The following is a 16,455-nucleotide window of genomic DNA, read 5'->3' on the forward strand; positions in this document are numbered from 1 at the left end:
CGTTCGCCACTAATCACCGGTGCAAGCACCGGGTCATCGTTCGACTTGCATGTGTTAAGCACGCCGCCAGCGTTCATCCTGAGCCAGGATCAAACTCTCCGTTGAAGAAAAACAGACACAACCGGCGCCCCCGGGAAAACGGGATGCACAGGCTGCACAAAATTTGAAACCAGCCAAAAACACCAGACCACACCACGGGGTGGCGGGCCCGGCAAATTCAACCAATTCAATACAATAAATTGGTATCAACAAACTTGGCACACTATTGAGTTCTCAAACAACAGACACACCCGGCACCACCACAACCAATCGGTCAAGGATCGCTCCGGAGCAACTTTCCAAACTTACCCGGCCGCTTCACCCTAGTCAAATCGGCGATCCAAACTCAGTCTTGCCATTGGCTTCTGGGTCTTGGTGGCCGATCAACTCCGGGGAGCAGCGCGGAAATAAACTCTACCACCACTTCGCCCGGCTGACAAAGCCGCCTGGAAGACGGTGCAGAAAAGCCCGGAATCACGGGGATTCCGGGCCTCTCGCGGGTACACCTCGGTGCCACGCGCCCGGTTCGTTTCCGGGCGCTTTCCCTAGACCAGCGGCTTGAAGTACGCCGCTCCGAGCGGAGGCAGGGTGACAGAGAGCGCGGCCGGCTGCCCGTCGAGGCCGTCCTTCGTCGCAGTCAGGGTTCCGGTGTTCTCTACCCCGGAACCGCCATAGCTGGCGGCGTCGGTGTTGAGCACTTCCTGCCATTCGCCGGCCACCGGGACACCCAGGAGGTAGTCCGTGTGCGGGCCGCCGGAAAAGTTCACGGCGCAGACCAGCGGGTTGCCGTCCACATCGCGGCGGATGAACGTCAGCACGTTGCGGTCCGAGTCTCCCCCATTGATCCACTGGAAGCCTTCGGGCTGGTTGTCCTGCTGGTACAGGGCCGGCGTGGAACGGTACAGCTCGTTGAGGTCCTTGGTCAGGAGCTGCATGCCCTTGTGTGCCGGGATGTCCGCAAGCCACCAATCCAGGCCATACTGCTCCGACCACTCCGCTTCTTGGCCGAATTCCGTGCCCATGAAGATCAGCTGCTTGCCAGGGTGGGCCCACTGATATCCCAGGAAGGCGCGCAGGTTTGCCAACTGCTGCCACCGGTCGCCGGGCATCTTGCGCAGCATGGAGCCCTTGCCGTGCACAACTTCATCGTGGCTGATCGGCAGGAGGAAGTTTTCCGTGAAGGCATAAACCATCGAGAACGTGATGGTGCCGTGGTGCCACCGGCGGTTGTACGGGTCCTCGGCCATGTACTTGAGCGAGTCATGCATCCAGCCCATGTTCCACTTGAGGCCGAAGCCCAGGCCGCCGCCGCTCGTGGGTGCGGTGACACCCGGGAATGCGGTGGATTCCTCGGCGATCATGACCGCGCCGGGGTGGGTCTTGTAGACCGTGGCGTTGACCTCCTGGAGGAAGGAGATCGCTTCAAGGTTTTCGCGGCCGCCATACCGGTTCGGCTGCCATTGCCCCTCTTCGCGCGAGTAGTCCAGATACAGCATGGAGGCGACGGCGTCCACGCGCAGCCCGTCGATGTGGAACTCCTCGAGCCAGTACAGCGCGTTGGCAACCAGGAAGTTGCGCACCTCCGTGCGGCCGAAGTCGAAGATCAGCGTTCCCCAGTCCGGGTGCTCGCCCAGATTCGGATCGGCGTGCTCGTACAGGGGTTCGCCGTCGAACCGGGCCAGGGCCCATTCGTCCTTGGGGAAGTGCGCCGGGACCCAGTCCAGCAGGACGCCGATGCCGGCCTGGTGGAGTTCGTCGACGAGATGCCGGAATTCGTCCGGGTGCCCGAAGCGGGAGGTCGGCGCGAAGTAGGAGGTGACCTGGTACCCCCACGAGCCGCCGAAGGGGTGCTCGGCCACGGGCATGAACTCCACATGGGTGAAGCCAAGCCATTTGACGTATTCCACCAGTTCCTTGGCCAGTTCGCGGTAACCCAGCCCCACCCGCCACGAGCCGAGGTGGACCTCGTACACGCTCATGGGCGAGTTGTGGGGATCGCGGCTTTCGCGGGCCTGCATCCACTCGGCATCCTTGAAGACATAGGAGGGTTCAACCACCCGGGATGCCGTCAGCGGAGGGACCTCGGTCCCGAAGGCCAGCGGGTCCGCCTTTTCCACCCAGTATCCGTGCCGGGTCTGCAGTTCAAACTTGTAGCACGCCCCTGCTACAACCCCCGGGATGAAGAGTTCCCACACGCCGGTGGATCCGAGGGAGCGCATGGAGTGCTCGCGGCCGTCCCAGCCGTTGAAGTCGCCCTTGACGCGCACTGCCTGGGCGTTGGGGGCCCAGACGGCGAAGGACACTCCGTCGACGTCTCCCAGTGAGGACTTGTAGTGCTGGACATGCGCGCCCAGCACGTCCCACAGACGCTCGTGCCGGCCCTCGCCGATCAGGTGCAGGTCCACTTCGCCGACGGTCGGCAGGTAGCGGTAGGGGTCGTCCATGACCTGCGGCTCGTGCTCTTTGTAGGTCACTTCGAGCCGGTAATCCGGCACGTGGCCCCGCTCGAGCGGTTCCATCACGGCCACCCACACGCCGTCGGACTCGTGCGTCATGGGCACCGTGCCCGCCGACGTCACGACAGAAACCTCCTCCGCCAAGTGCTTGACCGTCCGGATCGTGACGTGGCCGTGGTCATCAAGGTGGGCGCCCAGGACCGAGTGGGGCGCGTGGTGTTCGCCGCTGGAGACCCTCGCAAGGGTCTCACCGTCCACGGGCAGTGGTGCGCCGGGCCGATCGATACGTGCTGATCCTGTCATTTTTATACCTTCCGCTGCGGTTTCGGCGGCGACGCCGGAACCTGTACTGCCGAGGAGACGACGCGATGCATTCACCGGAATGGAGAGCCAGTCCGGCCTGTTCCTTAGTTCATAGATGACTTCATAGAGGGCTTTGTCGAGCCACAGCGCCACAAAGAGCGGCGAGTCGCGGTCGATGCTGCCGGGGATTATTTCGGCGTAGCCGGCCAGGAAGGCCTCGGCGCAGTCGTCCACCCAGGTCCCCGGCACCACTGCGCCGGGATTTTCGCGGACGGCGGCGCCGGCGGCGTAGTCGAAGGAGCGCAGCATGCCCACGACGTCGCGAAGTGGGACGTCGGGGAAGTTGCGTTCGGAGATGGGCCGCAGGGGCTCGCCCTCGAAGTCGAGGATAGCCCAGCGCGGTGCCATCGCGGCATCGCCCGGAACCTGCAGGATCTGCCCGAGATGGAGGTCGCCGTGGATCCGCTGGAGAGGCCCGGCGCTTGTGCCTGCGAGCCGGTCGAGGAGTCTATTCAGCCCTTCTTCGTACGGCCCGACGGTGTTGGACGCCTGGGCCCAGGATTCGCGGACGCGCTGGGCAACTCCCGGAGCGATGTCCTGCCCCGGCGCAGATTCGGCGGCTGTGCCCAGTGCCTCGGCAAGCCTCCGGTGCACTGTGGCCGTCGCCGTGCCCAGCGCGTGGGCTTCGGCAGCGAACCCGATCCCCCGGCTGGCCGCGTCCACGGCGAGCCGCCAGGCATCGAGCCCGCCGGCGAGGAATTCGTGCGCAACAGCGAGCTCGCCACGCGCAGGACGGGCGGCTCCGGAAGGCTCAGCCCCTAGTGCAGCCGCCGCAGTCTCCCACTCGCCAGTTACCCAGCCAAGGGTTGCCGGGACCTCTTCGGTGCGACCTGCGGTCAGCGCCGCGCCGATTTCAACCTCGGGGTTCTGGCCTTCCGACAGCACGCGGAAGAATTTCACGATGGCGGCTGTGCCGCCGTCGTCGTCGTCGACTATCACCGAACTGTTCGATTGCTCGCCGGCGAGCACCTTGACCTTGCCCGTTGCGAACGGCAGGCGGTAGCCGGAGTCCACCAGGTGGCCGGTGGCGTTCCCCGACGGCGCACTCCCGCCGTGGCGCATGAGCTCGAGCCAGGCGGCGACGAAGGAGGCGTCATGGACGCCGTCGTAGACCCACAGGTGGGCGGCATCACCACGCGTGCCGGGAAGCTCGCCGATCAGCGCGCGCTCCGCCCCCGGCAGTGGTTCTGGCCGGAAACTGAGCGGCACTTGGACGATGTCGGTCCGGTTGCCACCGGGGGTGGGGTAGGACACCGCAACTAACAACACCTCAAATGCTGCCGCGCCGGGGGCGCCCTCGCCGGTGCCGGGCTCCAGGCGCAGGCCGCCCGCCGGCTCGAAGGTGAACTCGGCAGTCTTGACGGGGAACCATCGCTGGCGCGGCAGCCAGGCGCCAAGCAGTCCGCTCAAGGCCGGGGCAAGGGCTGGTCGAGTCATCTCAACCCTCGATGGACAGGATGGGCATCGCCTGCGTGAACGGGGATGCCGGGTTGGAGGCGGCGGAACGGATCCGCAACCAGAAGAAATCGTGGCTGCCCAGGGTAAGGGTTAGCGCTCCGTCCTCGCCGATCGCCGGGAACGCCTGGCCGCCGAAGACGTCCCGGAGGCCCCTGCCGGCGAAGCTAGGCACGCGCAGCGTGGTTGCCACGGGGTGCTGCGAGAGGTTGAAGGCGCACAAAATTGTCTCGGGGTCCGCGCCGGCGGCGTTGCCTTCCGGGAGCTCGCGCAGGTAGGCGAGGACGACGTCGTGGTCAGCCTCCACGTGCTTGAATCCGCCGAGCCCGAACGCCGGGTGGTTCTTGCGGACGCTCAGGATCTGCCGGGTCCAGCGCAAGAGCGAACCCGAATGTGCCGCCTCGGCCTCCACGTTCGACATGCTGTAGTTGTAGACCAGCGACTGGATCACCGGGAGGTACAGCTTTCCCGGGTCGGCGGCAGAGAACCCGGCGTTCCGGTCCGGGTTCCACTGCATCGGGGTGCGGACGGCGTCGCGGTCCTCGAGCCAGATGTTGTCCCCCATGCCGATCTCGTCCCCGTAATACAGGAACGGGCTGCCCGGCAGGGACAGCAGCAGGGCGTTGATGAGCTCGATCTCGGAGCGGGAGTTATCCAGCAGCGGGGCCAGCCGGCGTCGGATGCCGATGTTGGCGCGCATGCGCGGATCCGGCGCGTACCAGCCGAGCATCGCGGCGCGCTCGTCAGAGGTGACCATTTCCAGCGTCAGTTCGTCGTGGTTGCGCAGAAACGTACCCCACTGGGCGCCTTCGGGGATGTCCGGCGTGTCCTTCATCGTCTCGATGATGGGGGCCGCCTTCTGGTCACGCAGCGCATAGTAAAGGCGCGGCATGATCGGGAAGTGGAACGCCATGTGGCACTCAGGTTCCTCTTCGGTGCCGAAGTACTCCACCACCTCGGCGGGCGGCTGGTTGGCCTCGGCAATGATTACCCGGCCCGGGTAGCTTTCATCGACCATGCGGCGCAACTGGCGCAGGAATTCGTGGGTCTGGGGCAGGTTCTCGCAGTTGGTGCCCTCCTCCTCGAACAGGTATGGAATGGCGTCGGCCCGGAAGCCGTCGATGCCCTGGTCCAGCCAGAACCGCACGACGTCGAAGAGCGCGTCAATGACTTTGGGGTTCTCGAAGTTGAGGTCGGGCTGGTGGCTGAAGAACCGGTGCCAGAAGAACTGCCGGCGGATGGGGTCGAAGGTCCAGTTGGATTCCTCGGTGTCCACGAAGATGATGCGGGCGTCTTCATACTTCTCGTCGGTATCGCTCCAGACGTAGAAGTCGCCGAAGGGACCGTCGGGGTCCTTGCGCGACTCTTGGAACCACGGGTGCTGGTCGGAGGTGTGGTTCAGCGGAAGGTCGATGATCACCCGCACGCCCCGGGCATGCGCCTCGGCCACGAGCCGTTTGAAGTCGCTGATGGTGCCGAACTCGTCCAGCACGGAGTTGTAGTCCGAGATGTCGTAGCCGCCGTCGCGCAGCGGGGACTGGAAGAACGGCGGGATCCAGAGGCAGTCAACTCCCAGCCATTGCAGGTAGTCCAGTTTCTCGATCAGGCCGTGGAAATCGCCCGAACCGTCTCCGTTTCCGTCGGCGAAGCCCCGGACGAGCACCTCGTAGAAGACCGCCTTGCGGTACCAGAGGGGATCGTGCTGGAGCCCTGGAGCGTTCAGTTCAAAGCTCCCCCTCTGGCTGAAGTGCTGGCTGGGGTTCTGCGGGCTGAAACTCACTGGCACTACCTCCGGATGCTAAGAACGTGAACGGGCTCGACGTGCGGGTCCAGGCGGACGTAGTTGTACTCCCCCCATTCCCAACTCTCGCCGGTCAGCAGGTCATCAACGAGGAAACGGCCGTTGTGCGTGAAGTTCTCCGGATCCAGTTCCAGCGCCGGCAGGTCTAGGGATACGGTGCTCTCCCGGGTGCCGTGCGGGTCCACGTTGACGACGATGATCAGGGTGTCCTTGGTCCCGTCCGGGAGGGTCTTGTGCTTGGAGTACACCACGGTGGAGGTGTCCGAGCTCTGGTGCACCGTCAGGTTCTGCAGATCCCCGAGGGCCGGGTGCGCGCGCCGGATCGCGTTGAGCCGGGTCAGGTACGGGGCCAACGTGCGTCCGGATTCGGCCGCCGCGTCCCAGTCGCGGGACTTGTACTCAAACTTCTCGTTGTCGATGTACTCCTCGGCACCGGGACGTGCCACGTGTTCGTAGAGCTCAAAGCCGGCGTACACCCCCCAGATGGGGCTTGCCGTCGCGGCCAGGGCGGCACGGATCTTGAAGGCCGCCGGGCCGCCGAACTGCAGGTATTCGGTGAGGATGTCCGGGGTGTTGACGAAGAAGTTTGGCCGGAAGTAGGCCGGCGATTCGTGGCTGACCTCCTGGAAGTACTCCTCCAATTCTTCCTTGGTGTTCCGCCAAGTGAAGTACGTGTAGGACTGCTGGAAGCCGGCCCGGCCAAGAGCGTGCATCATGGCCGGGCGGGTGAATGCCTCGGCCAGGAAGACGACGTCGGGGTGTTTCTTATTGACCTTGCCGATCAGCCATTCCCAGAACCACACGGGTTTGGTGTGCGGATTATCCACCCGGAAGACCTTGACGCCGTGGCTGACCCAGAGCATCACGATCCGGAGAATTTCGTTGGACAGCCCCGCGGGGTCGTTGTCGAAATTCAGCGGGAAAATGTCCTGGTATTTCTTCGGCGGATTCTCCGCGTACGCAATAGTGCCATCGACGCGAGTGGTGAACCATTCCGGATGGCTTTGCACCCACGGGTGGTCCGGCGCAGCCTGCAGCGCGAGGTCCAGAGCCACTTCCAGTCCCAGCTCACCGGCCCGCGCCACGAACGCGTCGAAGTCCTCGAACGTGCCCAGGTCCGGGTGGATGGCGTCGTGGCCGCCCTCCTGGGACCCGATGGCCCACGGCGAACCCGGATCGTGCGGCCCGGCGATCAGGGTGTTGTTCGGCCCCTTGCGGTACTGGACACCGATCGGGTGGATCGGCGGCATATAGATGATGTCAAAACCCATGGCGGCGACGGCGTCGAGGCGCCGCGCGGCGGTGCGGAAGTTGCCAGAGGTCCATTCCCCCGTGTCGTGGTTGCGCACAGCACCCTCGGAGCGCGGAAAAAATTCATACCAGGCGCCGGACCCGGCAAGCGTTCGCTCCACCAGCAGCGGATAGGGCTCGGAAACCGTCACAAATTCCCGGATGGGCTGGCGTTCGACGACGGCAGCGACGTCGGCGCCGAAGCCGGCGGCGAGGCGCTCCTCGGGTGTCCGGGAAGTATCGGAGAGGACGACGACGGCCATCCGCAGCGTTCTGCGGTCAGCGGAGGGGCGCGAGGCGTCCTCGGAAGCCTCCGCCAGCAGTGCGGCGCCTTCGGCCAGCATGAGCTCGACGTCAATGCCGGCCTCCACCTTGACCTCGGCGTTGTGGTGCCAGGTGCCGAAGCGGTCGTGCCAGGCCTCGATGACGAAGGACCAGTTGCCTGTGGCGGGCGGGGTCAGGAGGCCTTCCCAGCGGTCTGTGCCCATCCCGCGCGGTCCGCGCGGCGGCGCGAGGCGGACCCGCTGCCGCTCTTTGCCGCGGGGGTCGAGCAGGACGGCGCTGACGCCGAGCTGATCGTGTCCCTCCCGGAACGCGGTGGCGCCCACGACAATGGTTTGGCCCTCGACGGCTTTGGCGGGGAACTTTCCGCCGTCTACCGAAGGCTGCACAGCGGTGATCGGAAAGCGGCCAAATCGCAGGCCATCCGTGATCAGGGCCTTGGGCTTTTGCTTGGACACGGCGCTGGTTCGCGAGTTATTCGTCACAGGCTCGACGTTATCTACAAAACGGCCAGAATGCTAAGGCCTCGAACGTTTTCTGGACGTTTCCGGTTCTGGTCGGACCGATAACCGTCATTTACAGGAAAGAATCTTAAAGCAGTTCCGGGGCAACCACTTGTCGGTTAGTGTTTCGCTGGTGAAGGCAATCCGCAGATTTACTGTCCGAACCGTTCTCCCGGAGTCGATCCGGCCGCTGGCCCGGCTCGCCACCAACCTCCGGTGGTCCTGGCATCGGCCCACCCGGGAGCTTTTTGAGGGGCTCAACCCCGGGATCTGGGCGGAGAGCGCCCACGACCCCGTGACTTTCCTGGGCCTGGTAAGCCGGGAAGAGTTGCAGCGCCTCGCGGCGGACCAGGACGTGGTGCAGCGTGTCCATGCCGCAGCCGACGACCTCGACCGGTACCTGGAACAGCCGCGCTGGTACCAGGGCCTGGGCGACGGCGCACCGGCGTGCATCGCTTACTTCTCGCCCGAATTCGGCATCACCGAGGTCCTGCCCCAGTACTCTGGCGGCCTCGGCATCCTGGCCGGAGACCACCTGAAAGCGGCCTCGGACCTTGGCGTGCCGCTGATCGGCGTCGGACTCCTGTACCAGGCCGGCTACTTTAAGCAGTCGCTCTCCCGGGACGCCTGGCAGCAGGAAACGTACCCGGTCCTGGACCCGGACGGCCTGCCCCTGACGCTCCTGCGCGAGGCCGCCCCGGACGGCAACGGCAAACCGATCCAGATCTCCCTGCCCCTCCCCAACGGCCGGCGCCTGCTGGCGCACGTGTGGCGGGCCGACGTCGGACGCGTTCCGTTGCTGCTTCTGGACTCCAACGTTCCGGGCAACGACGAGGCCGCCCGCGGCATCACCGACCGCCTGTACGGCGGCGGCGGTGACCACCGGCTCCAGCAGGAACTCCTGCTGGGCATGGGCGGGGTCAAGGCGCTGCGCGAGTTCCAGCGGCTCACGGGCGTCCCCGCACCGGAGGTCTTCCACACCAACGAGGGCCACGCCGGCTTCCTGGGCGTCGAGCGGATCCAGGAATTGATGTCCGGCGCGCAGCCGCTGAGCTGGGAGGAAGCCCTGGCCGCCGGGCGGGCGTCCACTGTCTTCACCACCCACACGCCGGTCCCCGCGGGGATTGACCGCTTCGAGATCGCCCAGATTCAGCACTTCTTCGAAGCCGGCCTCGCCCCGGACGTGCCGGTGGCAAAGATCCTGGACCTGGGCCGGGAGGACTTCGCCGACGGCAACCCGTTCGTGTTCAACATGGCCGTCATGGGACTGCGGCTGGCCCAGCGGGCCAACGGCGTGGCCAAACTGCACGGGGTAGTCTCCCGCGGAATGTTCTCTGCCCTCTGGCCGGGCTTCGACCACTCCGAAATCCCCATCACCTCCGTCACCAACGGCGTGCACGTCCCCACCTGGGTGGACCCGCGCATCTCCGCCTTGGCGCGGGACCACTTCGGCGCCGAGGCGGAGGCGCAGGGCCGTTGGGACCTGGCCTACAACGTCACCGACGAGGACCTCTGGGCACTGCGGCGCGAGATGCGGGTGTCCCTGGTCGATGACGTCCGGCGCCGACTCCGGGCCGCCTGGAAGAAGCGCGGCGCGGCCGACGCCGAGCTGGCGTGGACGGACTCCGTCCTGGACCCGGACATCCTGACCATTGGCTTTGCCCGCCGCGTGCCGACCTACAAGCGGCTGACCCTGATGCTGCGCGACCCCGAACGGCTCAAGGCGCTGCTGCTGCACAAGACGCACCCCATCCAGCTGGTCATCGCCGGGAAATCGCACCCGGCCGACGACGCCGGCAAGAAGATGATCCAGGACCTGGTGCGGTTCACCGACGACCCCGCCGTGCGGCACCGGATCGCGTTCCTGCCCAACTACGACATCGCCATGGCCCGGACCCTGTTCCCCGGCTGCGACGTGTGGCTGAACAACCCGCTGCGCCCTCTGGAGGCCTGCGGTACCTCGGGCATGAAGGCTGCCCTGAACGGTTCGCTGAACCTCTCGGTCATGGACGGCTGGTGGGACGAGATGTACGACGGCGAGAACGGCTGGGCGATCCCGACCGCCAACAACGACGCCTCCCCGGACGAACGTGACGACATCGAAGCATCAGCACTGTACGAGCTGCTCGAGACGCAGGTGGCGCCGCGGTTCTACGGGCTGACCGTGTCCGACGCGGCCGGAGCCGCCGGACCGTCCAAGCCCGGCCCGCAGGCGGTTCCCACGCACTGGGTCTCCATGATCAAGCACACCATGTCCCACCTTGGCCCGGCGGTCTCCGCGGAGCGGATGCTCAAGGACTACGTCAACGTGCTGTACCGGCCCGCCGCGATCGCAGGACGCCACGCCGTGGCGGGCAACTACGCCCAGGCCAAGGCTCTGGCGGCGTGGACCTCTCGGATCCGGGCCGCGTGGCCGCAGATCCAGGTGGAACACGTCGACTCTGTGGGGGTCTCCGAGGACCCGCAGATCGGCGATCTGCTGCAGGTCAATGCATACGTTGCCCTGCGTGAGCTCTCCCCGGACGACGTCTTTGTTGAAGTGGCCTACGGCCGGGCCGAGGATACAGACGAGCTGACGGACATCACGGTCGCGGAGCTGAAGGCCGCCGAAGACCTCGGCAAGGGCCGGCATCTCTTCAGCGGCACGCTGGTGATCGACCGTTCGGGGTCCTTCGGCTACACCGTGCGCGTGCTCCCCAAGAATGAGGCGTTGGCGTCCAAGGCGGAACTTGGCCTGATCGTCAACGCCTAGCGTCTTAGCCGGATCGTCAACGCCTGGCGTCTCCTAGAGGCAGACAGCGATGACGTCCAGGCTCTTGCCGGCGTAGCCCTCGGCGTCCTGCAGCGTTTCGCAGATGACGGCGAAAGAGCGGTCCGCGCGGAGAGCGGCCGGCACCTGCCAGATGAAGGTGACGGGGGCCTCGCCGTCGTCCGTCACGGCATCGGCGACGTCGTGCAGCGAATCGTGCAGGGCATCCAGGTCCGTGCCATAGTCCTCGGGGACGTCCAGGAGCTCGCCGAACGTGTCCAGGACCGCCTGCTTGGTATCGGCGGCCGCGACCACCAGGGCGCGGCGGCCGGCGTCGTTGATTTGCGCCGTGAGTTCTTCGATGGTCCAGGTCTCTGCCGAGTAAATCTTCATGGGGTCCTTAATCTCGAAATAATTAGGTGCGATAGATATTGATCGTGTTGGCCTGGACGAGATCCCGTTCACCGGAGGCAACGCGGGCGCCCTGACGCCGGTCATGAAGGTCAGAGGTGGTCACGCGAAGCTCGAAGAGCCGGTGCCCGGTGCCGTCCTCGTTGCTCAGCTGCGGCAAAGTGACCTTGACGTCGTCGGCGCCGCCGTTGACCACCACGAGGCCGTCCACGTGCCCGTCGTCGGAGCCGAGCAGGAGCTGGATCACCCGGTGACCGGGGTCATGCCACGTGTCGGCCGACATGGGCTTGCCGTCTACATCGAACCAATGGAAGTAGGACTGTTTGTCGCGCGCCGGGTAATCATGCGGCTGGCTGGCCAGGAACTCCTTGCGCAGCCGGATGACGCGCTTGGTGGTGCGCAGCATCGCATGCGATTCCGTGGTGCTGGTCCAGTCGATCCAGGTGAGCGCATTGTCCTGGCAGTAGGCGTTGTTGTTGCCCTGCTGGGTCCGGCAGATCTCGTCCCCGGCGGTGATCATCGGTACGCCCTGGGAAATCATCAGGCAGGCCATCAGGTTCCGCCGGCTTTGGGCGCGCCGGGCGAGGATGTCGCCGTCTTCGGTGGGACCCTCGAAGCCGTGGTTGTAGCTGCGGTTGTCGCCGTGGCCGTCCCGGTTCTGCTCGCCGTTGGCCTCGTTGTGCTTGCGGTCGTAGGCCGTCAGATCGGCCAGGCTGAAGCCATCGTGGGCCGTGATGAAGTTGAGCGAGGCAAGCCGGGACCGGCCCGAGGACTCGAACAGCCGGGCGGAACCAGAGAGGGCGTCCGCGAGGCGGGCCACCGGGCCGCCGCTGCCGCCGCCGTCGATCGCGGCGCGGTCGGCGAGCCAGAAGCTGCGGACGGCGTCGCGGAAATGATCGTTCCAGTCCACCCATCCGGGCGGAAAGCGGCCGGTCTGCCAGCCGCCATAGCCCACGTCCCAGGGTTCGGAAATCAACTTGACGCCGGACAGGACAGGATCGGCGCCCACCGCGACGAGGAAGGGGTGCCGGGGATCGAATTCGTTGGCGCTGTTGCGGCACAGGGTGACGGCAAGGTCGAAGCGGAAGCCGTCGATGTGGAACTCGCTCACCCAGTAGCGCAGGGAATCCAGCACCAGCTGCACCACGCGGGGTTCGCCGAAGTTCAGGCTGTTGCCGCAGCCCGTGGTGTCCACGTACTTGCCTTGGCCGTCGTTGCGGTAGTACTGCATCTCGCCCAAGCCGCGGAAGCTCAGGGTAGGGCCGTCCGTGCCTCCCTCGGCGGTGTGGTTGTACACGACGTCGAGGATCACCTCGAGCCCGGCGGCATGCAGCAGCTTGACCATGCCCTTGAACTCGTCCTGGACCGCGTGGGCGCCGGCGGCCCGGGCGGCCTCGGTGGCGTAGCCGGGGTGCGGGGCGAAGAAGGCGGCCGTGTTGTAGCCCCAGTAGTTCGTCAGCCCAAGCTGCTGCAGGTGCGGCTCGTCCACGTGGAAATGGACGGGCAGGAGCTGGATCGCCGTGACACCCAGCGAGATCAAATGCTCGATCATGGCCGGGTGGGCCATTCCGGCGTACGTCCCCTGCAGTTCCTCCGGAATATCCGGGTGCAGTTTCGTCTGGCCGCGGACGTGGGCCTCGTAGACGATCGTGTTGCGCCACGGGACGCGGGGGCTGCGGTCCAGCCCCCAGTCAAAGTCGTTGCCGACCCGGACGCTGGTAATCAGATCCTCGCGCTCGTCGACGGCCCGACCATAGGGGTCCATCAGCAACGGCTGCTCGCCGCCGGCATCGAAATCCGTGGAGGGCATGGACAGCGGGAGGGCCTCGTGTTCCGGGGAGGTCCGGAAGCCATAGCGCGAACCGGCGGGAATGCCCTCCACAATGCCGTGGTGGACGCCGTCGGTGTAGTTAGGCAGAGTCTTTACCTGCCAAGTGCCTCCGGGCGGCTGAAACGCGATCTCCAGGGTGGTCACGCCGGGCGCGTAGACGGCCACGTTGGCGAACGCACCCCGGGGATCGTCCACTGCCGGTGAACCGGTGTGCGGAACGCTGATCCCCAGCGGAAACGCCCGCGAAGCGTCTACGGTGGAAGCGGTATCTATGTAAGACATAACCATTGCTTAAAGCTTAGCCGGGCCGGGCAAATGGCCCCCGTTTTCGTTTTCATGACGTTTTGCAGTGTACGGACCCCCGCACTGCATACTGTAATGAAGCGCCGAGTTGGAGGTAAATGTGCGCGTTGCATTAGCCCAAATCATCACCGGCCGCGATCTGGCCGCGAACCTGGCCCTCGTGGACACCTACGCGCGCCAGGCCAAGGCCGGCGGCGCGGAGCTGGTGGTCTTCCCGGAAGCGACCATGCGGGCCTTCGGCAATTCGCTCCTGGACATCGCCGAGCCGCTGGACGGTCCGTGGGCTGCACGCGTGCGCTCCCTCGCCGCGGAACTCGGCATCGTGATCGTCGCGGGGATGTTCACCCCTGGCACTGCCGGCAATGGCGCCAAGGTGCGCAACACCCTGCTGGTCACCGGCCCCGGCCTCGAGGCCAGCTACGACAAAATCCACCTGTTCGATGCCTTTGGTTTCGCCGAGTCGGACACGGTTGACGCCGGCACCGCCCCCGTCACCTTCGAGCTCGACGGCGTGACCTTCGGCCTCGCCACTTGCTACGACGTCCGCTTCCCGAACCTGTTCACGGAAAACGCGGATCGCGGTGCCGACGTAAACATTGTGTGCGCCTCCTGGGGATCGGGCCCCGGCAAGGCCGACCAGTGGAAGCTCCTGGCACGGGCCCGCGCCCTGGACTCAACCACCCTGGTCCTCGCCTGCGGCCAGGGCGATCCCGCGAGCCAGGGCATCCCGGTCAAAGGTTCCGCCCCCACCGGCGTCGGGCACTCCGTGGTGGTCTCCCCCCTGGGCGAGATCCTGGAAGAGCTCGACGGCGCTCCCGGTCTGCTATTCGCCGACCTCGACACCACGGCCGTCAAGGAAGCCCGCACCAAACTCCCGGTCTTGGCCAACCGGCATAAATTCTAGGGCGACTGGACCACCTCACCCCGTCAGCCTGCCGAGCTCATCCTCTGCCTCAATGAGCACTGCGGCAAGGCGCCCTGGGCTCGTGAGGTGCACCATGTGCCCCTCGTCCATGGTCAGAACGGGGATCCCCCGGGACCGTAAGTCGATGGCGGTGTCATCGAAGAATTGCCCCCGGGCGCAGAGCACGAAGACGGTCGGAACCTTGCTCAGATCTCCTGCGTCGACGGGCAGCCTTTCCTCGACGGCCTTCCAGAGCATGGGTGTGAGCAGCGGCGTGGCCCACTCGCGTATCTGCTGGTCCTCGACTCCGAGTGCCTCGAGCGGGAATGGCGCAAACAGCCATGGACGCTCGGGCAGAGCCTGGGCGGCAAAGGCATCCCGGAGCCACGGCAAAACGTCGAAGGCGGACTGGCCCGGCTTTGGGACGAATGCATCCACGTACACAATCCCCGCGATCCGCTCCGGAATACGCCCTGCGACACCGGCCACCACCATTCCGCCGTAGCTGTGCCCCACCAGGACGACATCCCGAAGGTCGTTCACCTCGACAAGCCCGGTGATCTGATCGATGTGCGCCAGCAACCCCACCTCCGGGGTTGCTTCGCCCGCGCGTTCTCCGACACCGGTGAGCGTCGGCGCGTAAACCTCATGCCCGGCAGCTTCCAGCGGAGGGACGACTCGCGACCAGCACCATCCGCCGACGAATGAACCGTGCACCAGCACATACGTCCTCGATGTCTTCATGGATTTAATTGTGCTCTCCTGTTCGGATCGTGGGAACGGCTGAAGCGGTACCGGGCGCGGACAGCGGTACAGCCCTCGAGGGAGCAGCCATCCCGTCAGCATCCGAATGACGTCCGCCGGGTTGTCGGCGATGCACTGGCGGCTGCCCACCGCTCTGGCGCAAACGGAAACGCTCCCCCACAACGTGTGAGAGAGCGTTTGCCGATTACCGCCAAAGGTGAGGGAGCGTCGGAGACGGAACCGGGACTACTTAGCGGCGCGCTGGCGGGAGATTTCGTAGAGGGAGATGCCGACGGCCATGGAGGCGTTAAGGGATTCCATGGCGGAGTCGATCGGGATCGAGACGATCTGGTCGCAGTTTTCGCGGACCAGGCGGCTCAGGCCCTTGCCCTCGGAACCTACGACGATGCACACCGGTTCGGTGGCCAGGGCGAGCTCGGGCAGCGAGACATCGCCGTCGCCGTCGAGGCCCAGGACGTAGATGCCCATGTTCTTGAAGGCCTTGAGCGTGTTGTTCAGGTTGGCCGCGCGTGCGACGGGGACGCGGACGGCTGCGCCGGCGCTGGTCTTCCAAGCCGAGGCCGTGACACCCACGGAGCGGCGCTCCGGGACGACGACGCCGTGGCCGCTAAAGGCCGAAACGGAGCGGATGATCGCGCCCAAGTTGCGGGGATCGGTGATGCCGTCGAGTGCAACGAAGAGCGGGGCGTTGGCGACGTGGCCCTTCTTCCAGGCCTCGAGGGTTTCCTCCGCGAGCTCGTAGGCGTCCTGGTATTCGTACGGCGGGATCTGCAGCACGAGGCCCTGGTGGATGGCGTCGTCGGTCATGCGGTCCAGCTCGGGCTTGCCGGTTTCCATCAGCGGAATACCACGTTCGGCGGCGAGCTTCAGGGATTCCTTGACGCGGTCGTCCATTTCGATGCGGACGGCGACGTGCAGGGCCTTGGCCGGGATGCCGGCGCGCAGGGCTTCGACCACCGAGTTGCGTCCGGTGACAACTTCTTCGGTGGCGCGGCCCTTGGGACCGGAGCGGCCGGTGCGGGCGGCGGCGCTGGTGGTGCGGCTCCCGCTGGCGCGCTTGGCCTCGGAGCGTTCCGAGAGCTGCTTGTTCTTGAACGCCTTGTGGTACGGGCGGTCCTCCGCCTTGGGCGTGGGGCCCTTGCCCTCAAGTGCCTTGCGGCCGTGACCGCCAGTTCCGACGGAGGGGCCCTTCTTCAATTTGACCGAGCGGCGACCGTTGTTGGCCATGAGTTTCACCCTTTAAATACGCGATTCGTTGATAAGTCTGACCTCCAGTCTACTGACTCGAGTTAAATCCTCGACC

9 protein-coding genes and 1 rRNA gene are annotated in these 16,455 nt (G+C 65.8%); 2 read left to right on the top strand and 8 right to left on the bottom strand.

What is annotated here, in order from left to right:
- From BLQ10_RS11550 to BLQ10_RS11565, 4 genes are all read right to left on the bottom strand, one after another.
- Positions 1-105: ribosomal RNA gene (locus BLQ10_RS11550) — 16S ribosomal RNA — on the bottom strand; the annotation flags it as partial.
- 479 nt (positions 106-584) lie between these two features.
- Positions 585-4,295, bottom strand: coding sequence for a 1,4-alpha-glucan branching enzyme (locus tag BLQ10_RS11555; protein WP_091562063.1), 3,711 nt, complete (start codon positions 4,293-4,295; stop codon positions 585-587).
- A 1-nt stretch (position 4,296) separates the two neighbouring features.
- Positions 4,297-6,093 (bottom strand): maltose alpha-D-glucosyltransferase, encoded by a 1,797-nt coding sequence (gene treS / locus BLQ10_RS11560; protein ID WP_091562066.1) that lies wholly within the window; start codon positions 6,091-6,093, stop codon positions 4,297-4,299.
- 5 nt (positions 6,094-6,098) lie between these two features.
- The gene (locus BLQ10_RS11565) at positions 6,099-8,171 is read right to left on the bottom strand and encodes an alpha-1,4-glucan--maltose-1-phosphate maltosyltransferase (RefSeq protein ID WP_254785528.1); all 2,073 of its coding nucleotides are present in this window, start codon (positions 8,169-8,171) and stop codon (positions 6,099-6,101) included.
- 151 nt (positions 8,172-8,322) lie between these two features.
- On the opposite strand from BLQ10_RS11565, the gene glgP reads away from it, so the two are divergent.
- On the top strand, positions 8,323-10,941 hold the full coding sequence (gene glgP / locus BLQ10_RS11570; protein WP_175558590.1) for an alpha-glucan family phosphorylase: 2,619 nt from the start codon (positions 8,323-8,325) through the stop codon (positions 10,939-10,941).
- 33 nt (positions 10,942-10,974) lie between these two features.
- On the opposite strand, the gene BLQ10_RS11575 is transcribed toward glgP, so the two are convergent.
- Both BLQ10_RS11575 and glgX read right to left on the bottom strand, forming a co-directional pair.
- Complete coding sequence (locus BLQ10_RS11575) at positions 10,975-11,331, bottom strand: barstar family protein (protein WP_091562073.1); 357 nt, start codon at positions 11,329-11,331, stop codon at positions 10,975-10,977.
- Positions 11,332-11,353: 22 nt separating this feature from the next.
- Positions 11,354-13,468, bottom strand: a complete 2,115-nt coding sequence (gene glgX / locus BLQ10_RS11580) for a glycogen debranching protein GlgX (RefSeq protein WP_091562074.1) — start codon at positions 13,466-13,468, stop codon at positions 11,354-11,356.
- 115 nt (positions 13,469-13,583) lie between these two features.
- Here glgX and BLQ10_RS11585 point away from each other — a divergent pair, with 115 nt between their 5' ends.
- Positions 13,584-14,387, top strand: a complete 804-nt coding sequence (locus BLQ10_RS11585; protein WP_091562463.1) for a carbon-nitrogen hydrolase family protein — start codon at positions 13,584-13,586, stop codon at positions 14,385-14,387.
- A 15-nt stretch (positions 14,388-14,402) separates the two neighbouring features.
- Here the strand turns inward: BLQ10_RS11585 and BLQ10_RS11590 are convergent, their stop codons facing one another.
- Positions 14,403-15,131 (bottom strand): alpha/beta fold hydrolase, encoded by a 729-nt coding sequence (locus BLQ10_RS11590; RefSeq protein WP_175558591.1) that lies wholly within the window; start codon positions 15,129-15,131, stop codon positions 14,403-14,405.
- Between the two features lie 246 nt (positions 15,132-15,377).
- Positions 15,378-16,379, bottom strand: coding sequence for a 23S rRNA (guanosine(2251)-2'-O)-methyltransferase RlmB (gene rlmB, locus BLQ10_RS11595; RefSeq protein ID WP_091562466.1), 1,002 nt, complete (start codon positions 16,377-16,379; stop codon positions 15,378-15,380).
- Positions 16,380-16,455: the final 76 nt, after the last annotated feature.

It is taken from the genome of Arthrobacter sp. ok362 (assembly GCF_900102785.1).
Taxonomy (GTDB): domain Bacteria; phylum Actinomycetota; class Actinomycetes; order Actinomycetales; family Micrococcaceae; genus Arthrobacter.

What these genes read in the sequence shown, in the direction of transcription:
- glgX (WP_091562074.1), bottom strand. Translation starts at nt 13,468, where the DNA reads ATGGTTATGTCTTACATAGATACCGCTTCCACCGTAGACGCTTCGCGG.
- BLQ10_RS11575 (WP_091562073.1), bottom strand. Translation starts at nt 11,331, where the DNA reads ATGAAGATTTACTCGGCAGAGACCTGGACCATCGAAGAACTCACGGCG.
- rlmB (WP_091562466.1), bottom strand. Translation starts at nt 16,379, where the DNA reads ATGGCCAACAACGGTCGCCGCTCGGTCAAATTGAAGAAGGGCCCCTCC.
- BLQ10_RS11555 (WP_091562063.1), bottom strand. Translation starts at nt 4,295, where the DNA reads ATGACTCGACCAGCCCTTGCCCCGGCCTTGAGCGGACTGCTTGGCGCC.
- BLQ10_RS11590 (WP_175558591.1), bottom strand. Translation starts at nt 15,131, where the DNA reads ATGAAGACATCGAGGACGTATGTGCTGGTGCACGGTTCATTCGTCGGC.